Origin of the sequence: Stenotrophomonas sp. NA06056 (assembly GCF_013364355.1) — a bacterium.
Taxonomy (GTDB): Bacteria; Pseudomonadota; Gammaproteobacteria; order Xanthomonadales; family Xanthomonadaceae; genus Stenotrophomonas.
The window spans coordinates 2,713,962-2,727,415 of sequence record NZ_CP054931.1 but is presented as its reverse complement, the minus strand read 5'-3'; the positions used below and the strand labels follow the sequence as shown (position 1 = coordinate 2,727,415).

Genomic DNA, 13,454 nt, shown 5'->3' with positions numbered 1-13,454 from the left:
CCATGCGCCCTATCCCGACCGTGCGCCGCCCAAGCCGCCGCCCGCCGCAGTTGCCGCAGCGGCAGCGTGGCGTGGTGCTGTACGTGGCCCTGATCATGCTGTTGCTGCTTGCGCTGATCGGCATTGCCGGCATGCAGGTGGCAGGCATGCAGGAAAAGATGGCCTCCAACTATCGCGCCGCCAATCGATCCTTCCAGAATTCCGAGGCGGTGGTCCGCAACGCCGAGCGCGCCGCCGAAGCGATCCTGGACCGCAAGGATCTGCCGAAGGGCAGCCTCATCAGCTCCAGTTCGATCAGCTACGACTGCGAAGACCAGTTCGATGCGATTGCGTGGGCGCAGAAGCAGACGGTTGCGTCGGTGCCCAGCGTCAACGTGCGTCGCATCGACAAGTGTGGTGGCCCCGGTGGTAATGCCATCGATGAAGGACAGCCTGACGACCAGGCGACTGGCACCTACCAGATCACGGCCTTCGCCGCCGATGATCCGACCAATCCGACCTCGTCGTCGGTGGTCGATACCATTTTCAAGCTCTGAGGACGCGGCGATGGCTACGCGTAGAACCCAATGGATGGCTGCCGGTTCGGCGGTCGTGGTCGCCGGTCTGGCAGTGGTCGCCTACAACCTGACCGCCGCGCAGGCGCAGGGCGTGCTGGCACAGGCGCCGCTCAACAACCAGGTGCAGACGCCGCCTGCCTTCATCATGGCGGTGGATGATTCCGGCTCGATGACCTTCCAGACCCAGTTCCCGGGCCAGGATGGCGAAGGCTGCTGGGATACCAGCCGGCAGAGCTTCTTCGACCGCAACGGCAACATCAACACCTCGGGCAGCTGCGATTACTTCTACGTCCTGCCGGGCGCCCGTATCAACAACTATTACGGGATCCCTCCGCTTGATTCGCTGGGCTTCGCGCGGTCTTCCGCGTACAACCCGACCTACTTCAACCCGGCGGTGAACTACGGGCCGTGGGTCGATGGTACCGGCGCGCCGTATCCCAACGCAGCACAGGCGGCGACGAAGATCGACCCGCGCAACACCGACACTGTGGCGCTGGCGGGGAATTACTACACCACCAACGCCAACAACAGCTTCCGCATGCAGAACGGCATGGTGATTCCCGCCAATACGCCGTTCCGGTATGGCAACAGCAACTACAACCTCAACTACGACTACACCTGGAACAATGGCGCGGCAACGGTCTACATGCAGTACTGGCCGGCAACGTTCTTCACGCCCTGGTCCTCCAACAACGATCCCTATCCGCAGCTGGACGGCACGGCGAATGCCTATTCGAGTGTCGCTCGCACAAAGGTGAACGATGCCTGCGGCAGCGGCTGCGCGCTGTGGAAATATACGATCAAGTCGAGCAATACCGCGGCACTGCAGAATTTCGCAAACTGGTATTCCTATTACGGAAACCGCAATCGCGCGATGATCGCTGGCATGACGCGCTCCCTGGCCGACGTCAACAATCTTCGCGTGGGTTACTTCCGTATCAACCAGTACGGCAGCTACAACAGTGGCACCGACAACAACAAGCGCCTGGCGATGCGTGACATGGCGGTGCCCAACGACAAGGCCGCGCTGTACACGGACATGATCGCGCTCACCGCCAGTGGCGGTACGCCCAACCGCTTCGCCGTCAATGCGGCGGCCCTGCAGTTCACCCGGACTGATTCGACCGCGCCGGTCCAGCTCGCCTGCCAGAAGAACGCGGTGATGCTGTTCACCGACGGCTTCAGCAACCAGGGCGGACCGACCACCGCCGGAAACGCCGACGGCACCATGGGCATTCCGTTCAGCGACGGCAACTTCAACACCATGGCCGACATCGTCAGCCAGTACTACAACAACCAATCCGGGCAACCGCCGCTGCGCGCGGACCTGCTGGCTGGCCAGGTGCCGGTGGTGAACGCGTGCAAGGCTGGCAACCCGGACAAGCGCCTGGACTGCCAGACCAATCTGCACCTGAATTTCTACGGCGTCACCCTGGGCGCGCGTGGCAACCTGTTCAACCCCGACCTGAAGCAGGACGCCTACACCGACGCCTCGATCTACTCGAACTGGCCGGCCAGCCAGGACGACAACCGCAGCACCGTCGATGACATCTGGCATGCGGCGGTCAACACCCGTGGCGAATACATCAACGCGCGTACGCCGGAGGAAATCACAACGGCGATGCGCCGTGTGCTGTCGGCGGTGACCAGTGGCGCCTCGCCGTCTGGTGGTGTTGGTTCCAGTGGTGCGCGCATTGGTGCCGGCTCGATCTCGGTGGCGCCCAGCTATGAGATCGCCAATGAAGGTACCGACTGGTTCAGCCGGCTGACCGCCAGCACGCTGTCGGTCGACCAGAAGACACGCACCGTGATCTCCACCCCGATATGGGAAGCCAGTGCACAGCTGCCGGCAGCGACGGCGCGTTCGGTGTATTTCACCAAGAACGGCGCCACCAGCAAGTTCAGCGGTTCGAATGTCACCCTGGACGACCTGTGCACCAAGCCCGCTACGCTGTATCCAGGCATGTCCCGCTGCAACAAGGCCGAACTGGAGAAACTGGGGGCAGATGCCGCCTCAGCCGTGAACTATCTGCTGGGCGACACCGCGGGCGAAAAACGCAGTGGCGGCAAGCTGCGTGATCGCACCACGCGGCTGGGTGACATCGTCACCTCCAGCCCGGTGGTCAGCGCGCCGATCGACGACTACGGCTACCGGCGCTTCAGCGGCGACCTGGGCACCAGCTACGGCCTGTACCTGGATGGCAAGGCCAGGTCAGCCAAGTACATGGTCTACGTGGGTGCCAACGATGGCATGCTGCATGCCTTCAACGGCGGCATCAACGCCAAGGGCGAAGTTCTTGGCGGTGGTGGCAGCGAGGACTTCGCCTATATCCCGGCCACCGCGCTGGGGCACATGGGCAACCTGCTGTTCCCCTACAACGCGACCGATCTGAATGATCAGAAGTTCGATCATCGCTACTACGTTGATGGCCAGATATCGGTGGGTGACAGCTACTACGGCCGTAGCTGGCATACCACCCTGGTCGGTGCAGCCGGCGCCGGTGGACGCAGCGTATTCGCGCTTGATGTCACGGCGGGAACCGCTTTCGGCGCCGGCAACAAGCTGTGGGAAATCAGCGATCTGGACAGCAACCTGCCGGAGGCCGTGCGCAAGAACATCGGCCACGTGCTGGGCAAGCCGGTGATCGTGCCGGTGCTCGAGAATGGTGCGCCGGTGTGGAAGGCGATCTTCGGCAATGGCTTCAACAGTGCCAACCAGAAGGCGGTGCTGTTCATGGTCGACATCGGCACCGGTACGCCGCGGGTGACCATGATCGAAGCGGTGGAGGCGGCCGCACCGGCTGGCAACAATGGTCTGGGCAGCATCGTGGTGGTTGACCGCTGGGGCGGCAGCAAGCAGAACGAACGTCGTCGTGACGGGTATTCCGATACCGTGTACGGCACCGACCAGAAGGGTGCAGTCTGGAAATTCGACCTGCGCGATACCTCCACCAGCCTGACCACGCCGCTGTTCACCACGCGCTCCTACACGGAAGGCGGGCGGACACTGCGCCAGCCGATCACCGGCGGCATCACTGCAGGCAATGGCGCCACCGGCGGCGTGATGCTGTACTTCGGCAGTGGCAGCTTCTCTTTCGTTGGTGATCCGACCGATACCTCGCTGCAGAGCCTGTACGCCGTCAATGACACGGTGAATGGCCCCGTGACCGGCACGCTTACCCGTGCCAGCCTGACCTCTGGTGCAGTGAGCACTACCGGTGATCAGCGCATGCTGTCGCAGGGGACGCCACCTGCCAATGCGCGCGGCTGGTACATCGATCTGCCGACCGGCGAGCGTTTCGTCGGCAACCCGACGCTGTCCAACGGCATCGTCTACATGCCGACCTACGTGCCGATGGTGGGAAGTACCGGCTGCGCCTCGTCGGGCAACAACTGGCTGTTCGGCCTGCAGGCATTGACCGGTAGCGGTGCACTGGGTCGTGCGACGATCAATTCGCCTGACGGCACGCCGGTGGCGTCCGGCACAGCGGCGCTGAAGATCAACTCGACCAGCGGCAGTGGCGGTGTCGTGCGCGACATCAAGGCCGGTGCGTTGTCACGGGACACGCCGCCGAACATGGTGCCGGGTGTGCCGGGGAGCGAGAATCCGCCGGCGCCGCCGACCCCGGCCTGCGTGCAGCCGATCAACAAGGGCGATGAAACGCTCTACGTTCCTTATCCATGCGGTCGCCAATCGTGGAGACAGATCCAGTGAGCAGACCTTCTCTTTCCCCTCGCTCGCTGCGGTCGGCCGCCCAGGGCTTCACCCTGATCGAACTGATGATCGTGGTCATCGTCGTCGGCATCCTCGCCGCTGTCGCCTATCCCAACTACACCGATCACGTGCGCAAGTCGCGTCGTGCAGCGGCAAAGGCGGAAATGGTGGAGTACGCGCAGCGCGCCGAACGTCATCACACGCTGAACAACAGCTACGCCTCGTTCACCTTCGGCGAGACCAGCAGCACCAAGATCAATTCGCCGCGCGAAGGCGGGACCACGATGTACGCGGTCACCATCGTGCCGACCGCCACGGCCTACACCATCACGGCAGTGCCGCAGGGCAACCAGGCCAAGGACAAGTGCGGCACGCTGACCCTCAACCAGGCGGGCGTGAAGACCCCGGCCAACTCCAGCAGCCTGACCTGCTGGTGAGTGGTTGCAGAAGAGGCTTGCATCGTCGCGGATGAGCATCTAAAATGCGCCTCCCCGCCCGAATAGCTCAGCCGGTTAGAGCACTTGACTGTTAATCAGGGGGTCGTTGGTTCGAGTCCAACTTCGGGCGCAAGATCCTGCAGAAGCCGCGAGAAATCGCGGCTTTTGCTTTTCTGCGTCTGCGCCGCCACCGCTCAGAAGGGGCAAGGGGCGGGCGTTCGTTGACGGACCGAGCGTGTGCGGCCGACGTTGTTGACGATCACCTCGCTGTGCAGCTGCGCTCCGACGCAGATCCTTACAGTCAGCGTGCTGCCACCACTGCGGCCGTCGCCCTGGAATCGCAGGTATCTGCGGCTTTGAGTGCTGCTGGCGCGTATCCGCGGCGATCTCGTTCCAGCCAGGAACTGGCGCGGTCCCACCGCTTCGTCCGGCCCGGCTGAGCGGTCCGCCTGGATCAGCCAGCCACTGGCCCAGTCGGCATCGCAGCCGGTTCCATCGATGCTGGGACATACGGTGACTACGCGGCGATGGGTGATGGCCATGGCGCGGGCGGAGTTGAACACCGATACCAGGCGCAGCCGGGTTGTGTCCGCCCTGCTGCGCTCCAGAGGCTCCAGCAGCACCGGCAATCCCAGGGCGAGCAGTATCGCCAGCAACGCCATGACGGCGGCGAGCTCGACAACGGTGACACCCAGAGGATGCCGGCGGTAGCGGGGTGGGAAAGGCATGGAATGCGCTCCAGCGGTGGAGGTCCCAACCTGGACTTCGATACCGGGTTGCCACCATCAGCCTGACCCCCATCTTTGAGGCAGGCTTCCCCTCAGCCGACCGTCACCGGACGCCCCGTATACTCACCTTCCCCGAGACCTGGCAACACCATGAGCGACAGTTTTCAACTTGTCTCGCCGTATTCGCCGGCGGGAGACCAGCCCAGCGCCATCGCCAAGCTGACCAGCAATTTCGAAGCCGGCGTCGCCAAGCAGACCCTGCTGGGCGTGACCGGCTCGGGCAAGACCTACACCATCGCCAACGTCATCCAGCAGATCCAGAAACCCACGCTGATCATGGCGCCGAACAAGACCCTGGCGGCTCAGCTGTACGGTGAGTTCAAGGCATTCTTCCCGCACAACGCGGTGGAGTACTTCGTCAGCTATTACGACTACTACCAGCCGGAAGCCTACGTGCCGTCGTCGGACACCTTCATCGAGAAGGACAGTTCGATCAACGAGCACATCGAGCAGATGCGGCTGGCCGCGACCAAGACCCTGCTGTCGCGACCGGATGCGATCGTGGTGGCCACCGTGTCGGCCATCTACGGCCTGGGCGCACCGGAAGACTATCTGTCGCTGCGCCTGATCCTGTCCAAGGGCGAACGCATCGACCAGCGCGACCTGATCAATCACCTGACCCAGCTGCAGTACACGCGCAACGAGTACGAGCTGCAGCGCGGTACCTTCCGCGTGCGTGGCGAAGTGATCGACGTGTTCCCGGCAGAATCGGACAGCGAGGCCCTGCGCATCGAGCTGTTCGATGGTGAGGTCGAGAAGATCACCATGTTTGATCCGCTGACCGGCGAGACGATGCGCAACCTGCAGCGCTTCACGGTGTACCCGAAGACCCACTATGCGACCACGCGTGAACGGGTGCTGGCAGCGGTGGAGACCATCAAGGTCGAGCTGAAGGAGCGGTTGGAGCAGTTGTACGCGCAGAATAAGCTGGTCGAGGCGCAGCGCCTGGCCCAGCGTACCCAGTTCGACCTGGAAATGATGGCCGAAGTGGGCTTCTGCAACGGCATCGAAAACTACTCGCGGCACCTGACCGGCAAGAATGCCGGCGAGCCGCCGCCGACCCTGTTCGATTACCTGCCGGCCGATGCGCTGCTGGTGATCGACGAATCGCACGTGACCATTCCGCAGATCGGTGCCATGTTCAAGGGCGACCGTTCGCGCAAGGAAACCCTGGTCGAGTTCGGCTTCCGCCTGCCGTCGGCGCTGGACAACCGTCCGCTGCGCTTCGAGGAATGGGAAGCGCGCTGCCCGCGCAGCATCTACGTGTCGGCGACGCCGGGTCCTTACGAGTTCCGTGAGGCCGGCGAAGACATCGCCGAGCTGGTGGTGCGCCCGACCGGCCTGATCGATCCGGTGGTGGAGATCCGCCCGGTCGGTACCCAGGTCGATGACCTGATGAGCGAGGCCAACGAGCGGATCAAGGCCGGTGATCGCGTGCTGGTCACCACCCTGACCAAGCGCATGGCCGAGAACCTGACCGAGTACCTGACCGAGCACGGCATCCGCGTGCGCTATCTGCACTCGGACATCGATACCGTCGAGCGCGTGGAGATCATCCGCGACCTGCGTCTGGGCAAGTTCGATGTGCTGGTCGGCATCAACCTGCTGCGCGAGGGGCTGGACATGCCCGAGGTGTCGTTGGTGGCGATCCTGGATGCGGACAAGGAAGGCTTCCTGCGTTCGACCGGTTCGCTGATCCAGACCATCGGCCGTGCGGCCCGCAACGTGCGCGGCAAGGCCATTCTGTATGCGGACAAGATCACTCGTTCGATGCAGGCGGCGATCGATGAAACCGATCGCCGACGCAGCAAGCAGGTCGAGTACAACCAGGAGCACGGCATCACGCCGCGTTCGGTCCTGCGGCCGATTGTCGACGTGCTGGAGGGCGCGCGCTCGGATGCCGCCGAGAAGGAGGCCCGCAAGGGCAAGGGCAAAGGCCGTTCCGGCGTGGCCGAGGATGCGGCCGACTACCGTTCGCTCAGTCCGGCGCAGCTGGCCGCTCGCCTCAAGGCCTTGGAGCAGCAGATGTACCAGCATGCCAAGGACCTGGAGTTCGAGGATGCCGCCCGGGTGCGCGACCAGATCAGGCAGCTGAAGGAAGCCAGCCTCGGCTGAACACGGTAAAGCGGCTTTTCTTCACAAAAGTATTGCGCTTGTCGGTCGGCGTCCGTAATATACGCGGCCTGCACCGACGCAATCGCGGCGCTGCAGACGCAACAAACGGGCGGTTAGCTCAGCGGTAGAGCACTACCTTGACATGGTAGGGGTCACAGGTTCGAACCCTGTACCGCCCACCACGAAGTCCTCCAGAGGGCTTTCGTGGGGATGAAAAGCCCGGCCTTGGCGCCGGGTTTTTACGTAAAAGCACCAGCCTGCGGGCTGCACGGAATTTTTGGGCGGTTAGCTCAGCGGTAGAGCACTACCTTGACATGGTAGGGGTCACAGGTTCGAACCCTGTACCGCCCACCACCGGTTCCCGGCATTGCCGGAATAACGGTGGACACGATGAAAGCCGGCCCTGGGCCGGTTTTTTTGTGCCTGCGGTCTGCGCGCGTTTCAGTTGGGCCTGTGGCTGCCGCCGTCAACCGCGTTGTTCGACACTGGCGCTACGCTGCAGCTGCCAGTGGCCATCCACGCGCTGCCACAGTTGCATGAGGCTTCGGCTGTGCGCTTGCCCATGCTGCTCCCCTGGTGCTCCACCGTGCACGCGACCATAGGCCACCTGCAGCACGCGATCCGCGCTCAGGCGCAGAATCTGCACGCTCTGGTGGCCCGTCTGCCCATGTGCACCGGGCTCGCGGGCGACGCGTTGGGCCTCGGCCTGCCGGATCTGCAATCGCAGCGAATCGTGTCCGGTGCCGGCGTCGCGGTTGCATAGGCCGGCCATCAACAGCAGCAAGGCAAGCATCGGCATGGCACGGTGCTCCGGAGAAGGGAGTCCAGCGTTGCACCGTGGCCTGCGGCGTGAAACCGGTATGCGACGAAGGCTGGAAAAGCGCGTGCCAACGGGAGCCAGCAAGGATGAATCCGGGGCGGATCAGTGGTGGCTGCAGAGCACGGCCATGAAAAAGGCCGGACTACCGGTGAAGGTAGTCCGGCCCGTTTGCCCGGAAGTGACCGCGTTGGCCGGGAAGCCTGGGCTCAGGTCACGACTTGGCTGGAACTTTCAGTCGGGCTCAGAGCGGATCGCAGCAGATGCGAGGGCCGGACCAATGCCCTGAACCGCCGTACGGGCAGCCCGGGGTGTATTCGCAGCCCGGGGCGAACCCGGCCTTGGCCGGCGTGGCGAAGGCCTGCGCGGCACCGAACGACATGGCGGCAACTACCACGATGCCGGCAATGGATGAGAACAGCTTCTTCTTTCCGATCATCTGAATCTCCTTTGCAGAGCGTCGAGGTGGATCACATGGGATCGCAGCAGACCAGCAGGCCGTGGGAGCCGGCATTGCCGTAGGGGCAGCTGGGATGTTCCTTGCAGCCCGGCGCAAAGCCGGTCTTCACTGGAGTAGCGAAGGCCTGCGCGGCACCGAATGACATGGCGGCGACCACGACGATGCCGGCGATGGACGAGAACAGTTTCTTCTTTCCGATCATGTGTATCTCCTTGCAGTGGCGATGGAACATGAAGTCACCGCATGCGGGGCGGTGTCGAAGCGGAATCAGTTGGCGACGCAGCAGATGCGCGTGCCGCCGGCGCGGCCGTTGCCGCCGAACATGCATCCGGGGGTGTCCACGCAACCCGGTGCAAAGCCGGTCTTCACCGGGGTGGCGAAGGCCTGTGCTGCACCGAATGACATTGCAGCAACGATGACGATACCGGCGACGGACGAGAACAGCGTTTTCTTCCCGATCATGTGTATCTCCTTCAGTTGGTGTGGCTTCCCGGATTCATTGCCTTGGCGACGGCCTGTACCGTCTCTGTGTCGAGCTGGCCGACATGCTTGTAGGCGACGCTGCCATCTGCGGCGAGCACCATCAGCATCGGTGTCAGCGTGGCGCGGTAGCGCTTGGAGACTTCGCCCTGATCGTCGATGGCGATCGGAAACGCCAGCGCGTGCTTGCCGGCGTACTCGGCAAGCTGGTCATACGGTGGCAGGCCGACGCCCACCAGCTCGGCGCTGCCACGCGCCGCCGCGATCTGCTGCAGTTGTGGCACCGAGGCCAGGCAGTAGCGGCATGCGGTAGAGAAGAAGTAGAGGATCTGCGGAACGGCGCGTGCGCCGCCGATATCGACATGGGCCTGCTGCGTCGTCCGCAGCGTCAACAGTTCAGGTCGGGTGCCGGTTGCAAGACCGTGCGCATCCAGCTGGGTCTGCTGCAGCTGGGCCGCCATCTGTTCGTTGACCTGTCGCAACTGGCGGTTCTGCCAGGAGAGCATGATGACCAGTGCGGCCAACAGCAGGGCGACTACGGGAAACAGTGCACGCTTGAGCATCGATCATCCTTGAACGCCGCGTTGCATCGACCATACCGGAAATGACAACAGGATTGTCAAGCTTTTGTATCATCGGTGACGCAGTTCCCAAACCACAGGACGCCACCATGAGTGACCATGCTCCCGTTTCACGGCCGAACCCGATCATCGATCTGCTGTTCGGCGGCAACATGCTGGAAGGCACCTTCAAAGCGGTGGTGTGGGTCGCACTTTTGTCTGCGGTCCTGGCCTGGACAACCTTCCGCTGACGCAGTGCTCAGGCAGCGGTGAAGGCCTGCCGCAGGCTGCGCAGCGTTGCCTGCCGCTGTTCGGCCGCGCACGCCTCGCCCATCTCAAGTTCCTGCAGGCGCAGTCCCACCAGGGTCATCGACAGCGCATATCCGCGCGCCGCATCGGCAGCGCGCGACAGCCCAAGTGCACGTCGGGTCAGCGCATCCACATGGTCCATGTCCGGCAGCAGGCCCAGGTAGGCGCGCTCGGCGCTGTCCAGGTCCGGCGCGCGCAGGATCGCGTGGGCATCGGCGGTAGGGGAGGCGGCGGCCATGCGGAATCCTTGTTTTCCGTGGGGCGGATGCGGGTTCGGTCAGAACGTGCGCATCAGCGAGATGAAAGCGGATGTCTGGCTGCTGCGTCGTGCCATCGGGCTGTCCTCGACGGCATCACCGAACCACTGGTTGGCGACGATCCCGGTCGCGCGCCATTTCGTACCCAACGGTGTGCTGACTGCGATCTGCAGGCTCGGCGAAGTGGCACTGCCGGGTTTGTAGGCTGCCAGCCCTGAACGCAGGGCTTCCTCATCGCTGATGCCGTAGTAGTAGTCGAGCAGGCGGGCGCTGGAATGCACCACGCCCACGCGCGGCACCCAGGTGAAGCGACCGGCCTGGATCGGGTAGCTGTAATGCAGGCTTGATTCAACACCACCACCGTGACCGCTCACTTCGCGCTTTACGCTGGCCGCCAGTGCACCCCAGTCCGCGTTGTAGTCGGCATTGATGCCGACCATCGCAGACATCTGCCGGCTGTGCAGGCGGCGCAGCTGCGGATCGTTCACGTCGTCGGTTTTGAAGCGCAGCGTGTAGGGCGTCGCCACCGCCGACAGACGCAGGCCATCGGCCTTGTAGAGGTTCATGCCCAGCGATCCGGGGCTGGCGAAGAAACGCTTGCCCTGCCAGGACAACGCCGGCAGTACCAGCGGCTTGTCGTCATAGTGCGCGTAGGCGCCGGTGGTCGCACCGACGGTGATACCGGCCTGCACGCCCGGGGCCTGCTCCTGCGCGGTTGCCAGCAGCGGCGTGGAGAGGGCGACGGTGCACAGCAGGGGGCGCAGCAGGGCGGGGGACAATGAGGTCATCGATGTGGTGCATTGCAGGGGTGGCGATGCATGCTGCGCGCACAACATTGTCGGAACATTGCGCAGGCGCAATCTGCTCTATCGGCGCCACTTCCACGCCGAAGGCACTATGATCGGCACCGTTTCCGGTTGCCGAGCCCCCGATGCGCATTCTCCTGGTCGAAGATGATCCCGATCTCTCGCGAGCCCTGCAGTCCGGGCTTGAGCGCCAGGGTGTGGTCGCCGACGTGGTCGGCAGCCTGGCCGAAGCGGCGCTCGCCCTTCGCGAGCCGGTACACCAGCTGATGCTGCTTGATCGGCAGCTGCCAGACGGCGATGGCGTGGGCTTCGTGGCGACTGCCCGCGCCCTGCGACCGAACCTTGCGGTGATCATGCTCACCGCAAAAGGCGGGCTGTTGGACAAAGTGGAAGGGCTGGATGTCGGTGCTGACGACTACCTGGTCAAGCCGGTGGCGATCGAAGAACTGATGGCGCGCATCCGCGCCGTATCGCGTCGACCGTCGGCCATGGTGACCCCTCGCTTGCGCTTGGGCCGGCTGGAGTTTGATTTCGAATCGCTGCAGGCGCAGGTGGATGGACAACCGGTCGCACTGCCGCGGCGGCAGGTGCTGGTGCTGCAGGCGCTGGCGATGCGGCAGGGTCGCACCGTAACCCGCAGTGCACTGGAAGCGGCGGTGTACGGGTTCGATGATGAGATCCAGTCAAATGCGCTTGATGCGCATATCTCCAAGCTGCGCAAGGCGCTGCAGCAGGCCGGGGCGGGCGTGGAGATCCACGTGATCCGTGGCGTCGGTTACTTGCTGGCGGAGGCCTGAGATGGCACGACCGATCCGTTCGATCACCCTGGGCCTGGCCTGGCGGCTGTTCCTGGCGCAGGCCTTCACGGTGTTGTTCGCCGTTGTCGCGCTGATCCTGACCTGGGGCGACAAGGACACCTGGGGCATGGACATGTTCATGGCCGAGAGCGCCGCCAACGCCGTGCACAGCGAAGGCGGCCGGCTGGTGCTGGATGAAGCACGCTGGCAGAAGCTCGACGCACGTGCCGGTGGCAACCTGTGGTTTGCCGCGGTGGATGATCGTGGTGCGTGGTTGCAGCGCGGCACCCTGCCTGCCATCCATGCTCCGCTGCTGGCCCGTCTGCCGACACTGGGCGCCACCGAACTGGGTTCGCTGGTACCGCCGTACCTGGACGTGGCCCGGGTCATGATCCGCAATGAAGACGGTCGCCGCATCACGGTGATGGTGGGCGGAGCGCCGAAGGGTGGCCTGCTGGATGGCGCGTTGATGGTGCTGCGGTTGATCGGCCTGTGGTTCTTCCTGCCATTGATCGTGGTCACGCTGCTGGTGATGCCGACGGTGATCCATCGCGCCATGCGTGGCGTGCGCCGGTCCGCGCAGCAGGCCAAGGAACTGGATATCGGCCAACCCGGTGCGCGCCTGGACGCACAGCTGGTGTCGACCGAGGTGGCGCCTCTGGTCGAAGCGTTCAACGATGCGATCGACAAGGTGCAGCAGGGCTACGCAGCTCGCGACAAGTTCCTGGCCGACGCCGCGCACGAGCTGCGGGTGCCGATTGCGGTGGTACAGGCGCGTCTGTCGCAGTTGCCGCAGGGTGAGCTGAAATCACAGTTGCTGACCGATGTCGCCCGCCTTGGCAACGTCGCCGAACACCTGCTCGACCTGCAGCGCCTGGACAGGAACATCGCCGCATTGCAGCGCCTGGACCTGGCGCATGTCGTGCGCGAAGCGGCCGCCGACCTCGCTCCGCTGGTTGTCGGCGCCGGCTACGGCTTCGAGGTGGATGCACCGGAGACGCCGGTCTGGATCCATGGTGATGGCCTGGCCCTGGGCCGGGTGATCGCCAACCTGGTGCACAACGCCATTGTCCATGGTGGAGGGCGCGGCACCATCTGCGTGCGCTTGGACCGGCAGGGCCTGTTGGAAGTCAGCGACCAGGGCGCCGGCGTGCCGGTCGGTGACCGCGAGGCGATCTTCGAGCCATTCCATCGCTTGCGCGCTGCTGGCAGCGGCAGCGGCCTGGGCCTGCACCTGGTCAAGGAGATCGTGCAGCACCACGGTGGCACGGTGAGCGTGGGCGAGGCGGTCGGAGGGGGCGCCAGTTTCCGGGTCAACTTCCACCGCGGCAGCGTCCGTCGCTAGTGGGGCGCTGA

General features: G+C 64.3%; 15 protein-coding genes and 3 tRNA genes. 10 read left to right on the top strand and 8 right to left on the bottom strand.

Translation table 11 applies throughout. From position 1 onward, the window contains the following. Positions 1-2 precede the first annotated feature (2 nt). The 4 genes from HUT07_RS12245 to HUT07_RS12230 all read left to right on the top strand — a co-directional run bounded on the left by HUT07_RS12245 (position 3) and on the right by HUT07_RS12230 (position 4,839). The gene (locus HUT07_RS12245) at positions 3-536 is read left to right on the top strand and encodes a PilX N-terminal domain-containing pilus assembly protein (protein WP_176021155.1); all 534 of its coding nucleotides are present in this window, start codon (positions 3-5) and stop codon (positions 534-536) included. A 10-nt stretch (positions 537-546) separates the two neighbouring features. Then, the gene (locus HUT07_RS12240; RefSeq protein WP_176021154.1) at positions 547-4,272 is read left to right on the top strand and encodes a PilC/PilY family type IV pilus protein; all 3,726 of its coding nucleotides are present in this window, start codon (positions 547-549) and stop codon (positions 4,270-4,272) included. Further along, positions 4,269-4,709, top strand: coding sequence for a type IV pilin protein (locus HUT07_RS12235; protein ID WP_303246012.1), 441 nt, complete (start codon positions 4,269-4,271; stop codon positions 4,707-4,709). The genes HUT07_RS12240 and HUT07_RS12235 overlap by 4 nt, the downstream gene beginning before the upstream one ends. Before the next feature lie 56 nt (positions 4,710-4,765). Then, a tRNA-Asn gene (locus HUT07_RS12230) sits at positions 4,766-4,839 on the top strand. A gap of 64 nt (positions 4,840-4,903) precedes the next feature. Here the strand turns inward: HUT07_RS12230 and HUT07_RS12225 are convergent. Continuing rightward, positions 4,904-5,437, bottom strand: coding sequence for a GspH/FimT family protein (locus HUT07_RS12225; RefSeq protein WP_176021152.1), 534 nt, complete (start codon positions 5,435-5,437; stop codon positions 4,904-4,906). A 150-nt stretch (positions 5,438-5,587) separates the two neighbouring features. Between HUT07_RS12225 and uvrB the strand changes: the two genes are divergently transcribed. The 3 genes from uvrB to HUT07_RS12210 all read left to right on the top strand — a co-directional run bounded on the left by uvrB (position 5,588) and on the right by HUT07_RS12210 (position 7,966). Then, on the top strand, positions 5,588-7,612 hold the full coding sequence (uvrB, locus tag HUT07_RS12220) for an excinuclease ABC subunit UvrB (protein WP_176021151.1): 2,025 nt from the start codon (positions 5,588-5,590) through the stop codon (positions 7,610-7,612). Positions 7,613-7,719: 107 nt separating this feature from the next. Beyond that, positions 7,720-7,794 (top strand) — tRNA-Val (locus tag HUT07_RS12215). 97 nt (positions 7,795-7,891) lie between these two features. Then, positions 7,892-7,966: transfer RNA gene (locus HUT07_RS12210), tRNA-Val, on the top strand. 112 nt (positions 7,967-8,078) lie between these two features. On the opposite strand, the gene HUT07_RS12205 is transcribed toward HUT07_RS12210, so the two are convergent. The 5 genes from HUT07_RS12205 to HUT07_RS12185 all read right to left on the bottom strand — a co-directional run bounded on the left by HUT07_RS12205 (position 8,079) and on the right by HUT07_RS12185 (position 9,932). Continuing rightward, positions 8,079-8,411 carry a hypothetical protein gene (locus tag HUT07_RS12205; RefSeq protein ID WP_176021150.1) on the bottom strand — a complete coding sequence of 111 codons (333 nt, stop codon included), beginning with the start codon at positions 8,409-8,411 and terminating at the stop codon, positions 8,079-8,081. A gap of 262 nt (positions 8,412-8,673) precedes the next feature. Continuing rightward, the gene (locus HUT07_RS12200) at positions 8,674-8,868 is read right to left on the bottom strand and encodes a hypothetical protein (protein WP_176021149.1); all 195 of its coding nucleotides are present in this window, start codon (positions 8,866-8,868) and stop codon (positions 8,674-8,676) included. A gap of 31 nt (positions 8,869-8,899) precedes the next feature. Beyond that, positions 8,900-9,091, bottom strand: a complete 192-nt coding sequence (locus HUT07_RS12195) for a hypothetical protein (RefSeq protein WP_032975717.1) — start codon at positions 9,089-9,091, stop codon at positions 8,900-8,902. Positions 9,092-9,156: 65 nt separating this feature from the next. After that, complete coding sequence (locus HUT07_RS12190; protein ID WP_025875233.1) at positions 9,157-9,351, bottom strand: hypothetical protein; 195 nt, start codon at positions 9,349-9,351, stop codon at positions 9,157-9,159. A gap of 11 nt (positions 9,352-9,362) precedes the next feature. Beyond that, a complete protein-coding gene (locus tag HUT07_RS12185; RefSeq protein ID WP_176021148.1) occupies positions 9,363-9,932 on the bottom strand; it encodes a TlpA disulfide reductase family protein in 570 nt (189 codons plus the stop codon). A gap of 107 nt (positions 9,933-10,039) precedes the next feature. On the opposite strand from HUT07_RS12185, the gene HUT07_RS12180 reads away from it, so the two are divergent. Then, positions 10,040-10,180 carry a hypothetical protein gene (locus HUT07_RS12180; RefSeq protein WP_165780968.1) on the top strand — a complete coding sequence of 47 codons (141 nt, stop codon included), beginning with the start codon at positions 10,040-10,042 and terminating at the stop codon, positions 10,178-10,180. 8 nt (positions 10,181-10,188) lie between these two features. On the opposite strand, the gene HUT07_RS12175 is transcribed toward HUT07_RS12180, so the two are convergent. Beyond that, the gene (locus HUT07_RS12175; protein ID WP_176021147.1) at positions 10,189-10,476 is read right to left on the bottom strand and encodes a hypothetical protein; all 288 of its coding nucleotides are present in this window, start codon (positions 10,474-10,476) and stop codon (positions 10,189-10,191) included. Between the two features lie 39 nt (positions 10,477-10,515). After that, complete coding sequence (locus tag HUT07_RS12170) at positions 10,516-11,283, bottom strand: MipA/OmpV family protein (RefSeq protein WP_176021146.1); 768 nt, start codon at positions 11,281-11,283, stop codon at positions 10,516-10,518. Between the two features lie 143 nt (positions 11,284-11,426). Here HUT07_RS12170 and HUT07_RS12165 point away from each other — a divergent pair, with 143 nt between their 5' ends. Then, complete coding sequence (locus HUT07_RS12165; protein WP_176021145.1) at positions 11,427-12,098, top strand: response regulator transcription factor; 672 nt, start codon at positions 11,427-11,429, stop codon at positions 12,096-12,098. Between the two features lies 1 nt (position 12,099). After that, complete coding sequence (locus HUT07_RS12160; RefSeq protein WP_089240065.1) at positions 12,100-13,443, top strand: HAMP domain-containing sensor histidine kinase; 1,344 nt, start codon at positions 12,100-12,102, stop codon at positions 13,441-13,443. The last annotated feature ends 11 nt before the right edge of the window (positions 13,444-13,454 follow it).